At 63.3% G+C, this 19,011-nt stretch carries 17 protein-coding genes; 7 read left to right on the top strand and 10 right to left on the bottom strand.

Annotated features, from left to right (window positions below):
* Positions 1 to 4 precede the first annotated feature (4 nt).
* From AC3G7M_RS03060 to AC3G7M_RS03080, 5 genes are read right to left on the bottom strand one after another with little or no spacing between them, the layout of a single operon-like run.
* Positions 5 to 433, bottom strand: coding sequence for a VOC family protein (locus tag AC3G7M_RS03060; protein ID WP_489214252.1), 429 nt, complete (start codon positions 431 to 433; stop codon positions 5 to 7).
* Entirely contained in the window at positions 430 to 936 is a 507-nt protein-coding gene (locus AC3G7M_RS03065) for a nucleoside deaminase (protein ID WP_489214253.1), read from the bottom strand. The genes AC3G7M_RS03060 and AC3G7M_RS03065 overlap by 4 nt, the downstream gene beginning before the upstream one ends.
* Positions 936 to 3,134 carry a 1,4-alpha-glucan branching protein GlgB gene (glgB, locus tag AC3G7M_RS03070; protein ID WP_489214254.1) on the bottom strand — a complete coding sequence of 733 codons (2,199 nt, stop codon included), beginning with the start codon at positions 3,132 to 3,134 and terminating at the stop codon, positions 936 to 938. Before glgB ends, AC3G7M_RS03065 begins: the two co-directional genes overlap by 1 nt.
* Positions 3,131 to 6,427, bottom strand: a complete 3,297-nt coding sequence (treS, locus tag AC3G7M_RS03075; protein ID WP_489215932.1) for a maltose alpha-D-glucosyltransferase — start codon at positions 6,425 to 6,427, stop codon at positions 3,131 to 3,133. Before treS ends, glgB begins: the two co-directional genes overlap by 4 nt.
* Before the next feature lie 11 nt (positions 6,428 to 6,438).
* Positions 6,439 to 9,657: an alpha-1,4-glucan--maltose-1-phosphate maltosyltransferase gene (locus AC3G7M_RS03080; protein ID WP_489214255.1), complete on the bottom strand. Its 3,219-nt coding sequence runs from the start codon at positions 9,655 to 9,657 to the stop codon at positions 6,439 to 6,441.
* A 198-nt stretch (positions 9,658 to 9,855) separates the two neighbouring features.
* Between AC3G7M_RS03080 and AC3G7M_RS03085 the strand changes: the two genes are divergently transcribed.
* Positions 9,856 to 10,809, top strand: coding sequence for a carbohydrate kinase family protein (locus tag AC3G7M_RS03085; protein ID WP_489214256.1), 954 nt, complete (start codon positions 9,856 to 9,858; stop codon positions 10,807 to 10,809).
* Between the two features lie 58 nt (positions 10,810 to 10,867).
* Entirely contained in the window at positions 10,868 to 12,043 is a 1,176-nt protein-coding gene (locus AC3G7M_RS03090) for a M20 aminoacylase family protein (protein WP_489214257.1), read from the top strand.
* Between the two features lie 85 nt (positions 12,044 to 12,128).
* Here the strand turns inward: AC3G7M_RS03090 and AC3G7M_RS03095 are convergent, their stop codons facing one another.
* The 4 genes from AC3G7M_RS03095 to AC3G7M_RS03110 form a co-directional block, all read right to left on the bottom strand.
* Entirely contained in the window at positions 12,129 to 12,656 is a 528-nt protein-coding gene (locus tag AC3G7M_RS03095; RefSeq protein WP_489214258.1) for a hypothetical protein, read from the bottom strand.
* 1 nt (position 12,657) lies between these two features.
* Positions 12,658 to 13,362, bottom strand: a complete 705-nt coding sequence (locus tag AC3G7M_RS03100) for an ABC transporter permease (RefSeq protein ID WP_489214259.1) — start codon at positions 13,360 to 13,362, stop codon at positions 12,658 to 12,660.
* Positions 13,359 to 14,051, bottom strand: coding sequence for an ABC transporter permease (locus AC3G7M_RS03105; RefSeq protein ID WP_489214260.1), 693 nt, complete (start codon positions 14,049 to 14,051; stop codon positions 13,359 to 13,361). Before AC3G7M_RS03105 ends, AC3G7M_RS03100 begins: the two co-directional genes overlap by 4 nt.
* Before the next feature lie 103 nt (positions 14,052 to 14,154).
* On the bottom strand, positions 14,155 to 14,958 hold the full coding sequence (locus AC3G7M_RS03110) for an ABC transporter substrate-binding protein (RefSeq protein WP_489214261.1): 804 nt from the start codon (positions 14,956 to 14,958) through the stop codon (positions 14,155 to 14,157).
* 306 nt (positions 14,959 to 15,264) lie between these two features.
* On the opposite strand from AC3G7M_RS03110, the gene AC3G7M_RS03115 reads away from it, so the two are divergent.
* From AC3G7M_RS03115 to AC3G7M_RS03135, 5 genes are all read left to right on the top strand, one after another.
* Positions 15,265 to 16,077, top strand: a complete 813-nt coding sequence (locus tag AC3G7M_RS03115; protein ID WP_489214262.1) for an ABC transporter ATP-binding protein — start codon at positions 15,265 to 15,267, stop codon at positions 16,075 to 16,077.
* On the top strand, positions 16,070 to 16,639 hold the full coding sequence (locus AC3G7M_RS03120) for a DNA-3-methyladenine glycosylase I (RefSeq protein WP_489214263.1): 570 nt from the start codon (positions 16,070 to 16,072) through the stop codon (positions 16,637 to 16,639). Before AC3G7M_RS03115 ends, AC3G7M_RS03120 begins: the two co-directional genes overlap by 8 nt.
* A 72-nt stretch (positions 16,640 to 16,711) precedes the next feature.
* Positions 16,712 to 17,149, top strand: coding sequence for a DUF3574 domain-containing protein (locus AC3G7M_RS03125; protein WP_489214264.1), 438 nt, complete (start codon positions 16,712 to 16,714; stop codon positions 17,147 to 17,149).
* Between the two features lie 32 nt (positions 17,150 to 17,181).
* On the top strand, positions 17,182 to 17,772 hold the full coding sequence (locus AC3G7M_RS03130; RefSeq protein ID WP_489214265.1) for an NADPH-dependent FMN reductase: 591 nt from the start codon (positions 17,182 to 17,184) through the stop codon (positions 17,770 to 17,772).
* Between the two features lie 26 nt (positions 17,773 to 17,798).
* Positions 17,799 to 18,092, top strand: a complete 294-nt coding sequence (locus AC3G7M_RS03135) for a lipoyl domain-containing protein (protein ID WP_489214266.1) — start codon at positions 17,799 to 17,801, stop codon at positions 18,090 to 18,092.
* A 2-nt stretch (positions 18,093 to 18,094) separates the two neighbouring features.
* Here AC3G7M_RS03135 and AC3G7M_RS03140 read toward each other — a convergent pair whose 3' ends face one another.
* The gene (locus tag AC3G7M_RS03140) at positions 18,095 to 19,003 is read right to left on the bottom strand and encodes a LysR family transcriptional regulator (RefSeq protein ID WP_489214267.1); all 909 of its coding nucleotides are present in this window, start codon (positions 19,001 to 19,003) and stop codon (positions 18,095 to 18,097) included.
* Positions 19,004 to 19,011: the final 8 nt, after the last annotated feature.

Genomic DNA, 19,011 nt, shown 5'->3' on the forward strand with positions numbered 1-19,011 from the left:
CCGCTCAACCCATCGGGTCATTGGCCCAAAGTCCGGGCGTGCCCACTTCAAGCGAGTGGCCGTCCGGGTCGCGGAAATAGAGGCTGGTGCCGCCCTTGGGCCAGACCAGCCGGCTTTCCACCGCAATGCCCAGGCTCTCCAGATGGGTCTGCCAGCTGGCGATTTCGTCCTGATCGATGGAAAAGCACAAATGCTGCACGCCCTGCGCGTCGTGGCTCGGGATCGTGCCGAAGGGCGTCTCGCTGGGGGTCACGCTGCCGCCCCGCTTGAACAGAAGCAGCACCTGCCGCCCCGGCACATCCAGCGCGCACATGCGCGGGTCCCGGAACAGCAGCGCAAAAGCAAAGACTTGCGCATAAAAGGTCTGGGACGCATCAAGATCGGCGACATAAAGCGCAGTTTCCAGAATACGTTTGACCTGCAGCGCCGTCATATATTCCCCTGTTCTTCTCGCGGAACCTGATCGCCTGGCCGGTAATAGAGCGCCGCGCAGTCGTCGCCCAGAACGCCACCCGTGAAGGTCAGATCGCCACGAAAAGCGTCGCGGATGAAATCCATTGTATCATAATGCCGGTCCTCGAAATACATCTCATGGACCTGATGCCGCTCGGCGCCATAAACGATGCGCGACAGATGCGACCAGATGGACGCCATGCTGCACATGCCACAGGGCTGCAGGGTGGAATACAGCGTCGCACCGCGCAGCGTGGCATTGTCCGCGGACGCGCGGCGGATCGCAACGATTTCGGCATGCGCGGTGGGGTCATGCTGATGGGCGACTTCGTTGACACCTTCGCCGATGATCACGCCGTCGCGCACGATGACGCAGCCGATCGGCACCGCCCCACCCTCATTCCCGGCCTCCCGCGCGAGGGCGATGGCCCGGCGCATGAAGTGTTCATCCGGCTGACGCTCCGCCGTTTCATGACCCGCCATCAGGCGGCCTCGAAGATGGTGGTGCTGAGCGGCGGCAGGGTCAGCGTCAGCGTGGCCGGATAGTCGCCCCAGGCCTGGGGCGCGGCCTCGACCCAACCGCCATTGCCGAGATTGGAGCCGCCATAGCGCTCGGCATCCGTATTCAGCACTTCCTGCCAGGCGCCGGCACGGGGCACGCCAAGCTGATAGCCATGCCGCGGCACGGGCGTGAAATTGCAGACAACCAGCACCGGCCGGTCGCCCTCCTCACCGTAACGCAGATAGGCGAAAACGCTCTGGTCATTGTCATGCAGCACCACCCAGGCAAATCCGTCGCCGCGGGTGTCGCGCCGATGCAGCGCCGGGTGATTGCGGTAGACCGCATTGAGGTCGCTCACCAGCTGCTGCACGCCGCTATGCGCCGGCCGGTCCAGCAGCCACCAATCCAGCGGCCGGTCGTGGTTCCATTCCCGCTCCTGCGCGAACTCCCCACCCATGAACAGCAGCTTCTTGCCGGGATGCGTCCACATCAAGCCGAAATAGGCGCGCAGATTGGCGAATTTTTGCCAAGGATCGCCGCTCATCTTTTCGATGAGCGATCCTTTGCCATAGACGACCTCATCATGCGATAGCGGCAGAATGAAGTTTTCGGAAAAAGCATAGACCAGGCCGAAGGCGATCTGATCATGGTGCCAGCGGCGATTGATGCTGTCCTCCTGCATGTAATGCAGGGTGTCGTGCATCCAGCCCATATTCCATTTGTAGTCAAAACCCAGGCCGCCCTCGTGTACCGGCCGGCTGACGCCCGGAAAGGCCGTGCTTTCCTCGGCCATCAGCGACGCGCCGGGGCAGCGGCTGCCGACAATCTCCGCCAGCTCGCGGATGAAGGAAATCGCCTCCAGGTTTTCGCGGCCGCCATAGATATTGGGCACCCACTCACCCTGTTTGCGGCTGTAGTCGCGATAGAGCATCGAGGCGACGGCATCCACGCGCAGCGCATCGACGTGATAATGCTCCAGCCAATGCAGTGCGCTGCCGATCAGGAAGCCGCGCACTTCGTTGCGGCCCAGATTATAGATGTAGGTATTCCAATCCTGGTGGAACCCTTCCTTGGGATCGGCATGCTCATACAGCGACGTGCCGTCGAACTGCGCCAGACCATGCGCGTCGCCGGGGAAATGCGCCGGCACCCAGTCCAGAATGACGCCGATACCGGCCTGATGGCAGCGATCGACCAGGCGCGCAAAGTTGTCCGGGCTACCCAGCCGCGCACTCGGCGCGAACTGGCCCAGCGGCTGATAGCCCCAGCTGCCGCCGAAAGGATGTTCCATCACCGGCATGAACTCGACATGGGTGAAGCCCATGGCAAGGACGTAAGGAACGAGCTTTTCAGCCAGCTCGCTCCACACATCCACGCCCTCGCCGCCCTCCGGTGCCCAGGACCCGGCATGCACCTCATAGACTGAGATCGGCGCGTCATGTGCATTGGCGCGCGCCTGCCGCGTTTCCATCCAGTCGTGATCGGTCCAGACGAAACGGTCATCGGTGACGATGGAGCCGGTCGCCGGCGGTATTTCAGCGGCCGTCGCCACCGGGTCCGCCTTCAGCGGCAGAACCCAGCCCTGCGGCCCCAGAATTTCGTATTTATAGACCGCGCCCGCGGTGACGCCGGGCACGAACATTTCCCACACGCCGCCGCCGGGATGAAAGCGCATCGGATGCCGCCGCCCGTCCCAGTCGTTGAAACTGCCAATGACCGACACGCGGCGCGCATTCGGCGCCCAGACGGCAAAGCGCGTGCCATCGACACCATCCTGCCGCGTCAGATGAGCGCCCAGCGCACGGCCGATTTCCCGGTGCCGTCCTTCCGCCAGAAGATAGATATCCACATCGCCCAGCGCCGGCCCGAACGCATAGGCATCATCGATGACTACGAGACTGTCCGGCCGCGTCACCCGCAGGCGATAGGGCACATGGGCGGGAATAAGACCGCTCCAGAAACCGGCCGCATCCAGCAATTCCAGCTCGCCCAGAGACTGGCTGCTGTCATGCGACAGAACCTCGACCTTGATGGTGCCGGGCAGGAAGCAGCGGATGGCGCATCCCTGCGCCACCTCATGCGGCCCCAGCACCGCAAAGGGATCGCCGTGGCGCGCCTGGACGATCGCCTCAACCGCGCCCGCATCAGGCGCATGCGCATTCGTCAAAATTGCGCTCATGCCACGGGCTCCGGTGTCAGCAAGCGGGCGGCAATGTCATGCAGACCGCGCAGCGGGATCGCGAGCCAAGCCGGCCGGTTCGCGATTTCGTAGCGAATTTCGTAGGCCGCCTTTTCGATCAGGAACAGATCAAGCAGGGCCGTCTCAGCCTCCGGCCGCACCCAAGGATTGGCGGAAGCGGCCAAGGCCTCGCGATAGGCGCCCAGCAACGCGTCCTCCGCATCCAGCCGGAACTGTTCCAGCAGAATGCTGTGCCGTTCGGCCGCGTTGGGTGACAGAGCATTTGTGGCATGAGCCGTGGCCGCCGTGGCCGTTGCATAGTCAAGACTGCGGAGCACGCCCGCGACATCCCGCAAGCCCGAGGATTTCATCCGCCGCTGATGCAGCGGCCGCGCGGGCTCGCCCTCGAAATCGATGATGAAGGCGTCGTTCTGCACGACCAGCACCTGGCCCAGATGGAAGTCGCCATGGATGCGGGTGCGCAGCGATCCGATACCCTGGCGCGCCCGATCGCGTACCAGGGCGATCAGCGCCTCCTGCTGGGCCAGAACATCGCGGGCCAGATCTTCGGTGCCCGCGTCCGGCCAGTCCGTCCGCTCACGCAGCAAAGTGAAGGCGAGTGTGATCTGCTCGATCGCGGACTCCGCCCATTCCTCCGCCATGGCGGCATCCACCACTTCCGGCGCGAAATCAGGATCGCCGGACGGCTCGGCCAGCACCGCGTGCAGCTCGCCCAGGCGCTGGCCGAGCGCGCGGGCGAAGGTCGTATATTGACCGAACAGGTCTTCCTCGGCGCCCTCCTGCGGGCCGACCAGCGCAAGCTCGCCGACCGCACGGGTCAGGTAATCCTGCGTCCAGCTCCAGCCGTCACCCTGGTTGCGCACGAATTTCTGCACAATCATCAGCGTGTTGGGTGACCCGTCATCATCCACGCGCAGCACTTCGCCGACCAGGGTGGCCGTATTGGCGAAACCCTTCTCCGTCAGGTAGCGCGTCATCTCGCCTTCCGGGTTGATGCCGGGGCTGACATGACGGATCAGCTTGACGACGAATTCATCGCCCACGACCAGCGAGCTGTTGGACTGCTCGGCTGACAGCCGGCGGATCTCCGGCGCGTCATTCAGCGTCAGGTTATCCGCGATGGAACTCGGCTCGAAACGGATTTCGCCACCGGGAATAGCAATACGGCTGCGGCCCATGAGATGAGCCACAATGCCGGTCGCAAAGGCATCAAGCGCGAAGGCATCCGTCAACAGGCCGACACGGCGGAACAGCCGCACGCGCGCCAGGGCGAGCTGCTGCACCAAAGCCGGTGCCGTCTCCCCTTCCCAGGAAATGCCCAGCGGCAGAACATAGCGATCGGTCTGGCCGCCGCTTTCGCAGACGATCTCCGCCAGCAGCACATCCGCCGCACCCGGCAGAGGCACGGTATAGGCGAGCGCCAGACGGTCGATGCGCGCGCCCTTGGCACCGAACCAGCGGCGCTTGGCGACATAGGCGGGCAGTGACTCGCTTTCCAGCACATGCTTCGCGGCAGGCAGCGCAATGTCTGTCACGCCGTTGCGCACCACCAGCGTCGCGAATTCCGGCAGCGATTCCGGTGCCGGCGTATGCCAGGACGGCAATTCCGCCTGCTGCGCCAGCAGGAACCAGAAGCAGCCATAAGGCGGCAAGGTCAGCAGATAGGGCAGCTGCCCCACCGGCGGAAAGATCGAGCCGCCGACGATATCGACAGGCACGCGGCCGGTAAGCGTCGATAGGTCAAGCTCCACCGCCTGCGCGGTACGCGACAGGTTGCAGACGCACAGGACAGTTTCCCCGTCATCGCCTGGAATTTCGCGCAAGTAAGCGAAGATCTTGCGATTACCCGGATACAGGAAGCGCAACGTGCCGCGGCCGAAAGCAGGATGCGCCTTCCGCACGGCCAGCATCCGCCTGGTCCAATGCAGCAGGGAATGCCGGTCGCTTTCCTGCGCCTCCACATTCAGCGCCTGGAAGCCATAGAGCGGGTCCATGATCGCCGGCAGCACGAGGGACGCCGGATCGGCGCGGGAGAAGCCGCCATTGCGGTCATAAGACCACTGCATGGGCGTGCGCACGCCGTCACGGTCACCGAGATGGATATTGTCACCCATGCCGATCTCGTCACCGTAGTAGATCACGGGCGTTCCCGGCATGGACAGCAGCAGCGTGTTCATCAGCTCGATACGCCGGCGGTCACGCTCCAGCAGCGGCGCCAAACGGCGGCGAATGCCCAGATTCAGGCGCGCGCGGCGGTCATGGGCATAGGTCTCCCACAGATAGTCGCGCTCACTGTCGGTCACCATCTCCAGCGTCAGCTCGTCATGATTGCGCAGAAAAATGGCCCATTGGCAGTTGTCGGGAATATCGGGCGTCTGCCGCATGATATCGGTGATCGGAAAACGGTCTTCGCGCGCGATCGCCATATACATCCGCGGCATCAGCGGAAAGTGGAACGACATGTGGCATTCGTCGCCATCGCCGAAATAGACCTGCGCATCTTCCGGCCACTGATTGGCTTCGGCAAGCAGCATCTTGCCTGGCGAATGCCGATCCATCTCCGCCCGGATGCGCTTGAGGATGTCATGCGTCTCGGGCAGGTTCTCGTTGATCGTGCCTTCACGCTCAACAAGATAGGGCACGGCGTCCAGGCGCAGCCCGTCCACGCCCAGATCCAGCCAGAAGCGCATGACGCTGAGGACTTCATCCAGCACGGCCGGATTGTCGAAATTCAGGTCCGGCTGATGCGAATAGAAGCGATGCCAGTAATAGGCCTGGGCCTGATCGTCCCAGGTCCAGTTGCTCTTCTCGGTATCCACGAAGATGATGCGCGTGCCGGCATATTTACTGTCCGTGTCGGACCACACATAGAAATCGCGCTCGGGTGATCCGGGGGGCGCCATCCGCGCGCGCTGGAACCACGGATGCTGATCGCTGGTATGGTTGATGACCAGTTCGGTAATCACCCGCAGCCCCAGCGCATGGGCCGCGTCGATGAAGCGCTTCACATCATCCAGATCGCCGTAGTCCTCATGGACCGAGCGGTAATCGGCGATGTCGTAGCCGTCGTCGCGGCGCGGCGAAGGATAGAAAGGCAGCAGCCACACGGCGGTGACGCCAAGTTCGGCGATGTAATGCAGCTTCTGCAGCAGGCCTTTGAAGTCACCGACGCCGTCATTATCAGCGTCGAAAAAGGACTTGATATGCAGCTGATAGATCACCGCGTCCTTGTACCATAGCGGATCTTCCAGGATGGTCGCAGTCTGCGTCATATTGTCCACGGTCAGGTAATCTCCGGCTCAACGCGCCATAGTGCAAAGGGGAAGCTCGGATCGAGCGTGAATCGCTGCCATTTTCCTTGCCAGGTCTGGCGGCGGCCCGGCACCAGATCGGTGACAGTCAATGCGCCATCGTCGGGCACGCGCCAGCGATAGAAGGGAATCTCGGTATTGGCACTTTGCGCACTGACCGGGTCCAGACTGACCGCGACAATGATGACATTGCTGCGGTCCGCATTCGACTTCTCATAAATCATCACGCGCTCATTGTCGGACGGCAGGAAGCGCAGGCCGAGATGAGATTGCAGCGCCGGGTTCTGGGCGCGCAGTCGGTTGAGCAGCGTGATCTCGGCCACGATATTGCCGGGCCGGTCCCATTCCCACGTTCGGATCTGATATTTCTCGGAATCGAGATATTCCTCGCGCCCCGGCAGCGGCGTCGCCTCGCAAAGCTCGAAGCCGGAATAGACGCCCCATAGACCGGACAGCGTGGCCCCTAGGCCCGCGCGGATCAGATGACCGGCCCGGCCGGACGTCTGCAGGAAGACAGGATTGATGTCCGGCGTATTGACGAAGAAGTTCGGGCGAAAGAAATCGGCCTCCGGCCCCGTCGTCAAGGTCGTCAGATACTCTTCCAGCTCCGCCCGCGTATTGCGCCAGGTGAAATAGGTATAGGACTGGTTGAAGCCGATCTTGGCCAGACGGTTCATGATCTTGGGCCGCGTGAACGCCTCTGCCAGAAACAGCGTGCCAGGGAAGCGCGCGCGCACTTCCGCAATCAGCCACTCCCAGAAGGGAAAGGGCTTGGTATGCGGATTATCGACGCGGAAGATGCGCACACCCTGTTCGCACCAGAACAGCACCACCTCGGCCAGAGCGACCCACAGCCCCGGCACCGCGTCCTTGGCGTAGAAATCGACATTGACGATGTCCTGGTATTTCTTCGGCGGATTCTCGGCATATTTGATCGAACCGTCAGGCCGCCAGTCAAACCAGCCGGGATGCTGCTTCAGCCACGGGTGATCGGGCGCGCATTGAATGGCAAAGTCCAGCGCCAGTTCCAGACCGTGCGCGGCGGCGGCCTCCCGCAAATGCAGAAAATCCTCCAGCGTGCCGAGTTCCGGGTGAATGGCATCATGCCCGCCATCCGCATTGCCGACCGCATAGGGACTGCCCGGATCGGAGGGAGCAGGCGTCAACGTATTATTGGGGCCCTTGCGATTGGCGTGACCGATGGGATGGATCGGCGGGAAGTACAGAACGTTGAAACCCATGTCGCGAATACGCGGCAAATGCCGCTCGACATCGCGGAACGTGCCGTGGCGGTTGGGGTCATCGCTCATCGAGCGCGGAAAGATTTCGTACCAGCTGGCGAAGCGGCTTTCCAGCCGGTCGGCGTCGATCATGTGAATGGCCGATCGCGTCGCGAAAGGACGCGGATCGATTTCCATCATCTGCTGCGCGAGCTCAGCCGAGAGCAGCAGCGCGATCTGATCTTCGCGGCGTGACTGGTCAAAGCGGGTCAGCACGGGCGCGATCGGCGCACCGGCTGCCTGCAGCAAATGGCGGCCTTCCATCAGTTCGACCGTCACGTCGATACCGGCACGGTGCTTTTTGCCCAATTCGTCGCGATAGGTCGCGAACTGGTCGCGCCAGGCTTCGACGAAGAATTCGTAGACCCCGACCTCGGCCAGAAACAGCGGCGCCTGCCAGCGGTCGTTATTGACCAGGCTCAGCCGCGCCTGCTGCCAGGCATCCTCCTCGGCGCGGCGCCAATGCAAGGCGGCCGCCAGCTGATCATGCCCATCGCACAGGATATCGGCCGTAATGGTCACGATCTCGCCGGCCAGCCGCTTGACCGCGAAATGCCCGTCATCGACCGCGGGTGCGACCGCCTCGATCGCGACGCGGCGGGAGAGGTCAGCGGCCTTGATCACCGTCGCGGTCAGCGCCGGACGCGGTTTGACCGGCGTTCTATGCGCCCGCAGCACCAGGCTTTGCAGCGCGCCTGGTTCCAGCACCGGCGCCTGGGCGATCGGCGCGTTCGGGACAAACCGCCCGCTCAACGCCGTCATCGCGCTCTCGATGGGGGCAGCCACGCGCCGCCGCAAGGACGGGTTGAACAGCATCAGCTCGGCCTCCTCGGCGAAGCGCAGGTCGGCCTCGCTGCGTACGAAGGAGAAGACGTCGCCGGTCGGGCTGCCGATGCGCGCGGTGCGGCCGCTGGCCGGAATGGCGGTGACCTGCCGCAAAGCGGTAGCCAGGTCCGGCAGGCTCTCCCGCGGCAGATCATAGCCGCGCCGGCCATCCCAGGGCCGGGTCGCGCCGGATTCAAAGCCCATTGGCATCATCAGACCCTGGCCGGTGGCGCGGGCGAAATTCACCAGCCGCCGCTGCGCCGTGCCCAGCAGGCCAAGATCCCCGATGGAGGCCGCCAGCGGCGTGCCGAACGGGTCTTCCAATGGCGCAATGGTGGGCGCAATGCCCTCCAGCATCGCGGCCTCTTCCCAGAACCAATCGGCGCGGAAATCCCACCAGGGCAGGGAGGAGAAGACGAAATCCAGGCCGCTGCCGGCAAGCGCCCGGACCTCGCCCCAGGGCAAGCCGGGCGTCCAGCCGAGCAGCGCGCCGGAGACGGTTTCGCGCAACACTCGCAGAATTGGCGCGCGCTGGGCGGTGGCAATCTGCTTCAGATCCAGCCGGAAGCCCGCGATGCCCAGATCCTGCCAGCCACTTAGATGGGATGCCCAAAAATCCCCCAGCTCAGCCGCTTGGTGGCCCCAATCGGCCTCTGCCGCGCCCGCGACACCCGCGTAATGCCGCGGATCGCGCGCATGACCGGATGCGGGCGACGTGAACAGACCGGCACCGGCGCCGCTCGCGACGCGGCCGGGATAGACATCCAGCAAGGGAGAAAGCCCGGCGCTGCGTGCCGCCTTGGCATAGGTGGCCACGGCCTCCTCGGCCGATCCGTCCCAGCCGAGCGCACTGAAAACCCGCGAAAAGTCGGCCGGCAGCTGCAAGCTGGGTCCGGCGAAGAACGGTGCGCTCAAGACATGGGTAAAGCCCAGGCCGGCGGCATGGTCGAACCACGCGCCCCAATCGCCGATCCTGCCGGCAAGAAGTGGGTGAAACAGATAAACTCGCGGCACATCCCGGCCGGATACCGGCGCAGAGGCCGATGTGTCAGGACGGTTTGCGTGAAGCCCAGACTGAAATGTCATTGGCAGATCTGCTCCGTCTCGTCATGGCAGCACGAAGGCGGCGGCGAATCCTAGGCTGCCCCCACAGCGGATATGGGGCTGATCCTCAAACTATCAGACCGGCGGTGTTCACAACGGCTTTAGCGAGGCAGGCGCCAGGGCATCTTTCGCCACGCGGATCGGCGCTCTACTGTCTGATACCATCAATACGAGACGTCCATGCTCCTCATCTACGGCGATGCGATCATTGATTTTCTGCCCGGAACCGCGCCAGAAACGGCGCCGCCGGGCGGGCTTCCGCCCTATCTGCCGGTGGCCGGCGGCTCATGCTTCAATGTCGCGCTCGGCCTCGGCCGGCTTGGCGTGCCGGTGGGCTTCATGGGCGGCCTATCGACCGATTTCTTCGGCCAGTTCCTCGCCCGGCGCCTGACCGAGGCCGGCGTATCGCTCGATTATGTCAGCCATCGCCCGGAAGGCAGTACCCTCGCCTTCGTCGAACTCTCGGGCACGGAGCCGCAATACGCCTTCTTTGATCGCGATACGGCCATGAGCCTGTGGCGGCGGGCAGAGGCCCCGCCCATCGGGCCGCACATCGACCTTCTCCATATCGGCTCGGTGCCGCTCATCGCCAATGCCGTTGCCGATGAGGCGGAAGCCCTGTTCCGGGCGCAGAAGGGGCAGCGCCTGCTCTCCATCGACCCCAATTGCCGGCCAAGCCTGGTGCAAGACCCGGCCCGCTATCATGCGCGCATGCAGGCGCTGCTGGGCTTGGCCGATATTATCAAGCTCTCGGTGGCCGACCTTGCCTATCTCCTGCCCGATGTGGTGCCCGAGGACGCCGTCGCATCCTGGCTCGCCGCGGGCGCCGCACTGGTGGTGCTGACTCAGGGCGCCGAAGGCGTCACCGCCTTCACGCGCCAGGGCCGCGTGCATTGCCCGGCCCGCCGGGTCGCGGTGATCGATACGGTCGGCGCCGGTGACAGCATGACGGCCGGGCTGCTCTGGCAGCTGCATGCTGCCGGTTTCCTGACGCTGGACAGGCTCGGCGAACTGCCGCTTCTTGTGCTGGACCAAGCGCTGCAGGCCGCGACCGGCGTCGCCGCACTCACCTGCGGCCGCCTGGGCGCGGACCTGCCTTGGCGCCATGAACTGGAGGCGCTGCCGGTGGGTTAGGGGTTGTCCCCCGCCGCACCGCGCTGCACGTTGATCCTTTAAGACTGGAGTTCCCCCCATGCCGATCATCAATCGCATCGCCGATTTTCATGACGATATGACCGCATGGCGGCAGGATCTGCACGCTCATCCCGAACTTGGCTTCGACCTGCCGCGCACCAGCGCCGTGGTCGCCGAAAAGCTGCGCGAATTCGGCGTCGATGAGGTCGTCACCGGCATCGCCCAAACCGGCGTGGTCGGCGTCATCCGCGGCCGCAATGCCGACAATGGCCGCGCCATTGGCCTCCGCGCCGATATGGACGCCCTGCCGATCCTGGAGGAGACGGGCGTCCCCTATGCCTCGCAAACGCCGGGCCTCATGCATGCCTGCGGCCATGACGGCCACACCACCATGCTGCTGGGCGCGGCGCGCTATCTGGCCGAGACGCGCAATTTCGACGGCACTGTCTATGTCATCTTCCAGCCCGCGGAAGAGGGCGGCGGCGGCGGCCGGGTGATGGTGGAGGAAGGGCTGTTCGAGCGCTTCCCCATGGATCAGATCTACGGTCTGCATAACTGGCCTGGCCTGCCGGAAGGCCATTTCGTCTGGCGTAATGGCCCGGTGATGGCGGCCACCGGCGAGATCACCATCACCGTCGTCGGCCGGGGCGCACATGGCGCCAAGCCGAATGAAGGAATCGATCCCATTCTGGTCGCCGCCCATATCGTGACCGGGCTGCAATCCATCGTCGCCCGCAATATGGAGCCGACCGAGGCAGGGGTCGTGACGATCGGCAGCATTGCCGCGGGCAACGCCTCCAACGTCATTCCCGAGCGCGCCGTCATGCAGGGCACTGCGCGCTGGTTCAAGCCCGAGGTGGGCGACGTGCTTGAAGCGGGCGTCATCCGCATCGCGACCAGCATTGCGGCCGCCTTCGGCGCCGTGGCAGAGGTGGCGTTCAAGCGCAACTATCCGGCGACGGTGAATGATGCGGCGGCAACCGCCCTCGCCGCCCAGGCGGCCAGGACGGTCTCGGGTGAGGCGCGTGTGGCCGAGATGGCGCGCCCGACCATGGGGGCCGAGGATTTCTCCTATATGCTCAACGTCAAGCAGGGCAGCTACATCATGCTGGGCACAGGCGGCGGCGCGGATGCGCCCGGCCTGCATCACCCTCAGTTCAACTTCAACGATGAGGTGCTGCCGGTCGGCGCTTCCTATTGGGCAACGCTCGCCGAGCAGCTGCTGCGCGCCTGAGGCGAATGGGGCTAAGGCTGAAACGCTTTTTCCCTGTCATGCGCGGGCCCCGACCCGCGCATCTACCCGCCGGGGCGCACCGCCGTTATGATTGATCGAAAACAATGCGGGTGATGGCGCATCCTCGGGCCATCAGCGCGTCATCCGAAAGATTGGGAAACATCCGGCCATAGCGTTCTGAAAGTGCGGCTCTCAGCGCTGCATGGGTTCGTATCGTCGGAAGCGAAAAGGCGAAATATGCCTCGCTCACATCACCGGTCGGAAGATGCTGAACAATTTCAGTGCAAAGGCCTGAGTGCGACCGCGAGGGGTCGATAACAGGCAACACCTCCTGCCCATCGTCAAGCCGCCGCCCGGCTCGGATCAAGGGCACAATCGCGTAACGCCGCCCCATTTCGTTGAGGGTAAACTCCAGATTGAAATGCACGAAGCTACCCATTTCCACGGGTAGTTGCGCAAAGTCCTTCTCGGATAGGCGAATGAGCCCATCCACCTGTAATTGCCCTGTCAGGTCCTGTACGGCCACGATGCGCTCACCGCTGTGATCGCATATGCCGATATGAGTGCTGTTCGACAACGGCAGCGGATGGCGGCCTATCACGGCTTCCTGCACCCTAACGCCGGAGAAACGCCAGGAAGCGATATTCCGCGCGGCGGAAGGCGAAGATCAGCGTGAAGGAAATGCACAAATACAGCACGGCCGCGATGCCGAAGGACCAGAAGGGCTGATAGGTCGCTGAATTGGCGTCATTCGCGATCTTCAGGATATCGGGCACCGTCGCGGTGAAAGCCAGCGTCGTCGAATGCAGCATGAGGATGACCTCATTGCTATACATCGGCAAAGCCCGGCGCAGCGCGCTCGGGATGATGATGCGACGATAAAGGGTGAAGCTCGACATGCCGATCGCCCGCGCCGCCTCCACCTCGCCGAAAGCGATATCGCGCATCGCACCGGCAAAGATCTGCGTCGTATAGGCCCCGGTATTGAGGCCGAAGGCGAGCAGCGTGCAATCTATGCCCTGACGGAAGAAGGCATTCAGAAAGCTCGTGTGCTGGACGATGCTCAGACTGTAGATGCCGGTATAGATGATCAGCAGCTGCACATAGAGCGGCGTGCCCGTGAAGAAAAAGACATAGAGCCAGACTGGCCCGCGGATAAACGGATTCTTGGCATTGCGCGCAATGGCCAGCGGAATCGCGAGGCAAAAGCCGATCAGGCAGGAAATCACCAGCAGCCACAGCGTCATCGCGACGCCGGTCATGGTATAGCCGTCAGTGTAAAGATAGGCCCGCCAGTATTGCTGGATGATGTCGATCAAAGGGCCGCCCTCCGCACGCCGATGGCGTAGCGCCGTTCCAGCAGCAGCAGCACGCCGTTCGATGCCGTTGTCAAAACAAGGTAGATGACGGCCGCCAGCACGGAGAAGATAAAGGTCTGAAAGGTCGCCTTGCCGGCGTCCTGGGTCGCCTTGATGATGTCCGACAGGCCGATGATCGAGACGAGCGCCGTCGCCTTCAGAATGACCTGCCAGTTATTGGCCAGGCCCGGCAGGGCGTAGCGCATCATCTGCGGAAACAGGATGCGGCGGAACGCGTAGAAACGGCGCATGCCGAAGGCGCGCGCGGCTTCCATCTGCCCGCGCGGCACCGATTGAAAGGCGCCGCGAAAGGTCTCGGTGAAATAGGCGCCATAGATGAAGCCGAGGGTAATGACGCCACTGGTGAAGGGGTCCAGATTGAACTGATCCAGGCCCAGCGCATCGGTCAGATCGTTCAGCCAGATCTGCAGACTATAGAACAGCAGCAGCATCAGCACGAGGTCAGGCACGCCGCGGATAATCGTCGTATAGACGGTCGCAATCCCGATCGCCGTGCGGCTGCGTGACAGTTTGGCGGACGCGCCAAGCAGACCGAGCAGGAAGGAGACGACAAGGGTGAGGAGCGAAAGCTCGATCGTCGTCAGCGTGCCGGCGAGAATGGTCGGGCCATAGCCTGCCAAATTGAACATGCAACTCCCTTCCGACTCTGGCCTGCCGCTGTCTTAGTCATGGTCGAGGGACCGCAGGCAACCCGCCTGCGGTCCCTCCAAAGCTATGCCCTTTGGGCCCGCTTTAGTTCGCGCTCGGCTGGTAGATGCTGAAGTTGAAATACTTCGCCTGCAGCTTGTCGTAGGTGCCGTCCTTGTGCAGAGCGGCGATCGCCTCGTCGATCTTGGCCAGCAGCGCCGTCTCGTTCTTGCGCACGCCGATGGCGACGTAGGAGCCGAGCACATCCTTCGGATCGTCGGTGACATTGGCGACGAGCGCGTAATCGGCGCCCTTCGGGGTCTTCAGGAAACCGTAATCGGCTTCGACGGAATCCTGCAGCGACGCGTCCAGACGGCCGGTGAGAAGATCGGCATAGACCTGATCCTGACCGGGATAGGAGACGACCTTCACGCCATTGGGCTTCCAATAGGTATTGGCATAGGATTCCTGGATGGTGCCGGCTTCGACACCCACGGTCTTGCCCTTCAGGCCATCGGCAGACGCCGTGATGCCAGAACCCTTCTTGGCAATCAGGCTGGTCGGCTCATTATACATCTCGGTGGAAAAGGCGATGGCCTTGGCGCGCTCGGGCGTCTTCGACATCGAGGAGAGGATGGCGTCGAACTTGCGCGCCTGCAGCGCCGGGATGATGCCGTCGAAGGTCTGCGAGACGAACACGCACTTGACCTTCAGATGCTCACAGATGGCGCGGCCCAGATCCATGTCGAAGCCGACGAATTGGCCGGAGGGCGACAGGCTCTCGAAAGGCGGATAGGTCGCATCCACACCGAACTTGATCTCGGTAAAGGCCTTGGCATGGGCCGGGCCGGTTCCGGTCAGGCCAAGCATCATCACCGCCATTGCGCCGGCAGCCATAAGCTTCTTCATGAGGTAGTCTCCCTTTGGTCTTGCTGGCCTGGGCGCAATCGCCCGAGCAGCCCGATACCGTTGAAAGGCAATCTATAATCGAAATGCAAGCGACAGGCATGCAAGCGACAGGCCATGCGGTTCACAAAAAGCCGCGACCGATCCCATCGCCGCCGCCCCTCTGCTACCAAATGCGCCCGGCAGCAAGCGGGTGTGACGCCGCCACGCCGCTCGAAACGTCTTTTTTGTGAAAATGCGTCATTCGCTTGACAGGCCTGCCCTCTTGCGGGGATCAATCGGCTTTCCTCAGAAAGATGTAAGCGCAGCATGGGTCTCGTGCAGACAGAGAATGCAGCTCCCGTCCTGACGACCGGCGTGGAGGCGTTACGTGTTCACGACATGCACAAAAGTTTCGGCCCGCATGAGGTGCTGAAGGGCATTTCGCTCACGGCCTATGAGCATGACGTCATCGCCATCCTCGGCAGCAGCGGGTCCGGCAAAAGCACCTTCCTGCGCTGCATCAATCTGCTTGAGATGCCGAATTCGGGCGATGTGCGCATCAAGGGCGAACTCATCAAGATGCGCGCCCGGCGCGACGGCAGCCAGGAACCCGCCGATGCCCGGCAGGTCGAACGCATCCGCCGCGAACTCGGCATGGTCTTCCAGCAGTTCAATCTCTGGAGCCATATGACGGTCGTGCAGAATCTGGTTGAGGCGCCAATGCATGTGCTCGGCCTCAGCCGGCGCGAAGCGACCGAGCGGGCCGAGGCCATGCTGGAAAAGGTCGGGCTCACTGCCAAGCGCGACGCCTATCCCATCCAGCTCTCAGGCGGCCAGCAGCAGCGCGTCGGCATCGCCCGCGCGCTTTGCATGGAGCCCGCCGTGCTGCTGTTCGACGAGCCGACCTCGGCCTTGGACCCCGAACTGGTGGGCGAAGTGCTGGCGGTAATGCGCAAACTGGCCGACGAAGGCCGCACCATGCTGGTCGTCACCCATGAAATGGGCTTTGCCCGTCAGGTCGCCAATCGCGTCGTCTTCCTGCACCAGGGCAAGATCGAGGAAGAGGGCACACCCGACGAAGTCTTCCTGAACCCGAAATCCGAACGCTGCCGGCAATTCCTGTCCCGCATGCATGGCTAAGGCGGCCGGCTCCGTCTTGCGCTGTTCCTGGGCGAATAGCGATCCGCTGATGGCGGCCTATCATGACGCGGAATGGGGCAAGCCTATCCGCGACAGCCGGCTGCTATGGGAGACGCTGATGCTGGAAGGTTTCCAGGCCGGCCTCTCCTGGCGCACCATCCTGCACCGGCGCGACGGATTCCGCGCCGCCTTCCAGAATTTCGTGCCCGAGGTGGTAGCCGGTTTCGGCCCCGCGGATGTCGAGCGGCTGATGGCAGATCCCGGCATCATCCGCGCGCGGGCCAAGATTCTGGCGACCATCGGCGGGGCGCGGGCCTATCTCGCCATGCAGGCCGAGGGCGTGAGCTTCTCGGATTTCACCTGGGGCTTCACCGGCGGCCGCCCGATCCGCGGCGACGGGGTGACGCTCGCCGCGCAGACGCCGCTGTCGCAGGACATCTCCAAAGCGCTCACAAAGCGCGGCTTCAAATTCGTCGGCCCCGTCATCGTCTATGCCTGGATGCAGGCGGTGGGCCTGGTCGATGACCACGCCCAGGGCTGCTTCTGCCGCGAGACGCCGTGAGGAGATTGCATGCGGGCACGAAGCGGTGGAATTCTGCCAGCGCCAATTCCGGCGAATGAGGACCCGTTCTCCATGACCCTGCGTGCAGCCGCCCTGCCCTTCCTGTTCTCTGGCCTGGCCGCTCTTGGCCTTGCCCTCGTCCCCACCGCCGCGCGCGCCGATTGCCTGGTCACCGGCCAGACACCCATGGTCATCGCGACCCTCTATTTCGGGGAGACGATCGGCGACCATGGCCGGGTGACGGAAGCGCAATGGGCCGATTTTACGGCGAAGGTCATCACCCCCACCTTCCCGGACGGCTTTACCGTGGCCGACGGTTCAGGCCAGTGGATGGATGAGAAAAACCACGAAACGGATTATGATCCGACCAAGATCCTCACCGTCGCCGCACCCAAATCGACTGCGCTCGCAGGCAAGCTGCTGCATGTCATGAAGGCCTATGAGAAGGAATTCCAGCAGGAAGCGGTCGGCGTCACCACGGTCGATGCCTGCGCCGGTTTCGACCAATAGGCCGTGCCGGCCCAACATGACCAGGAGCCACCATGGCTGACCGCATTCTTGTCTTTTACGGATCGTATAGGTCCGACCGCATGGGCATCCGGCTTGCGGATTACCTGGTGCGGGGCCTTGCCGAACGCGGCAATGACGTCGAGCTGATCGACGCGCAGGCCGTGGGCCTGCCCATGCTGGATCGCATGTATAAGGAATATCCCAAGGGCGAGGCGCCGGCGGCGATGGAGGTGCTCGCAGAAAAGATCCGCACCGCGGATGCCTTTCTCTTCGTGACCGGCGAATATAACTGGGGCCTGCAGCCGGGCCTCAAGAATCTGACCGATCATTTCCTGGAGGAATGGTTCTGGCGCCCGGCCGCCATTGCCAGCTATTCGGCCGGCCGGCTGTCCGGGGCGCGGGCGAATTCAGCCTGGCATTGCACGCTGTCCGAAATGGGCATGGTGGTCATTTCCTCGACCCTGACGGTCGGGCCGATTGCGGCGACGCTGGATGCCGCGGGCCTGCCCACGGGCAGCGCAGGCGAGGCTCTCAGCCACGCCTTCCCGCGCTTCGCCGATGATCTGGCCTGGTGGACGGAAGCCACCAAGGCCCAAAAGTCGCGCAAAGCGCCGCCTTATTGAACGCCTGCGGGCAAAGGAAACGGATCATGGATATCGAACTGGTCATGCCGGTGCTGGGCGAAAAGATCGAAGAGGCGCAGGTCCGCGCCTGGACCGTCTCGGAAGGTGATCCGGTGGAGGCCGGCGATGTCATCGCCGTCATCAGCACGCCGAAGATGGATATGGATCTGGAAAGCCCGGCCACCGGCTTCCTCAAGACCATCGTCGTCGATGAGGATGAGGTGGCCCGGGTCGGCGCCATTCTGTGCATCATCGACGATGATGCGGAGGACGAGGACGAGGACACGGTCGAAAGCGACAACGACAACGACAAAAACTAAGATTATCCGGGCTCGGCGCCGAAATGCGCCAGCACCTGCTCGATAAACAGCCGCGCCGGGGCCAGCTTCTCGACAGCACGGTCATAGACAAGCTCGAAAGGCGCTGCATAAGTCAGCTCCTCCGGCAGCAGCGCCTTCATCTCGCCGCGTGCGACCCAGCCTTTCGCGTAATGCTCCGGCAGATAGCCGATATATTCGCCTGACAGGATCAGCTGGGCGCCGGCCTCCATGCTGTTCACCGTCGCATTGCCGCGGCCGCCGCCAAGCTGCTTGGTATCGCGCGTGCCCCAATATCCGCGGGAGACGAGGCGTTGCGCCGAAATCAGCTCCCGCGTGATGCGCTTAGGCGGAAGATCGAATAGCGGGTTACCGCGCCCGCAATAGAAGACATGCGTCTCCTCATACAGCTTCACATAAACCGGCCCCAGCATGATGCGCGGGAAAGAGCCGATGGCCAGATGAATTTTATTGTCGAGCAGATCGCGCAGCAGCTCGTTGGGCGACTTCATCTCCAATGACAGCTGCACATCGCGCATGCTGGAGGTGAATTGCCTGAAGAGGGCGGCGAGCCGCACGCGCTCATCCGAAATCATATTGTCGACCAGGCCGACAACGAGATTGCCGCGAATATGCGCGCGCAACGCGCTGGCCCGCAGATCGAAATTGTCGATCGCCGAGAAAAGCTTCTGCACCTCGGCAAAGACCAGCTCGCCATCCTCGGTTAGCTTGAAGCCGGCCCGCCCGCGCTGGCACAGTTTCACGCCAAGCCGCGTCTCCAGTGCCGTGATCTGATTGCTGATGGTGGAGCCGCTGACATTCAGAATGGTCTGCGCGGCGGTAAAGCCGCGCGCTTCCACCACGGTCGCGAAAACGCGGAGCAGGCGCAGATCGACGGTATCAAGCCGGGACAAGCGCGGGC

The sequence above is a fragment of the Acidisoma sibiricum genome (assembly GCF_057837225.1).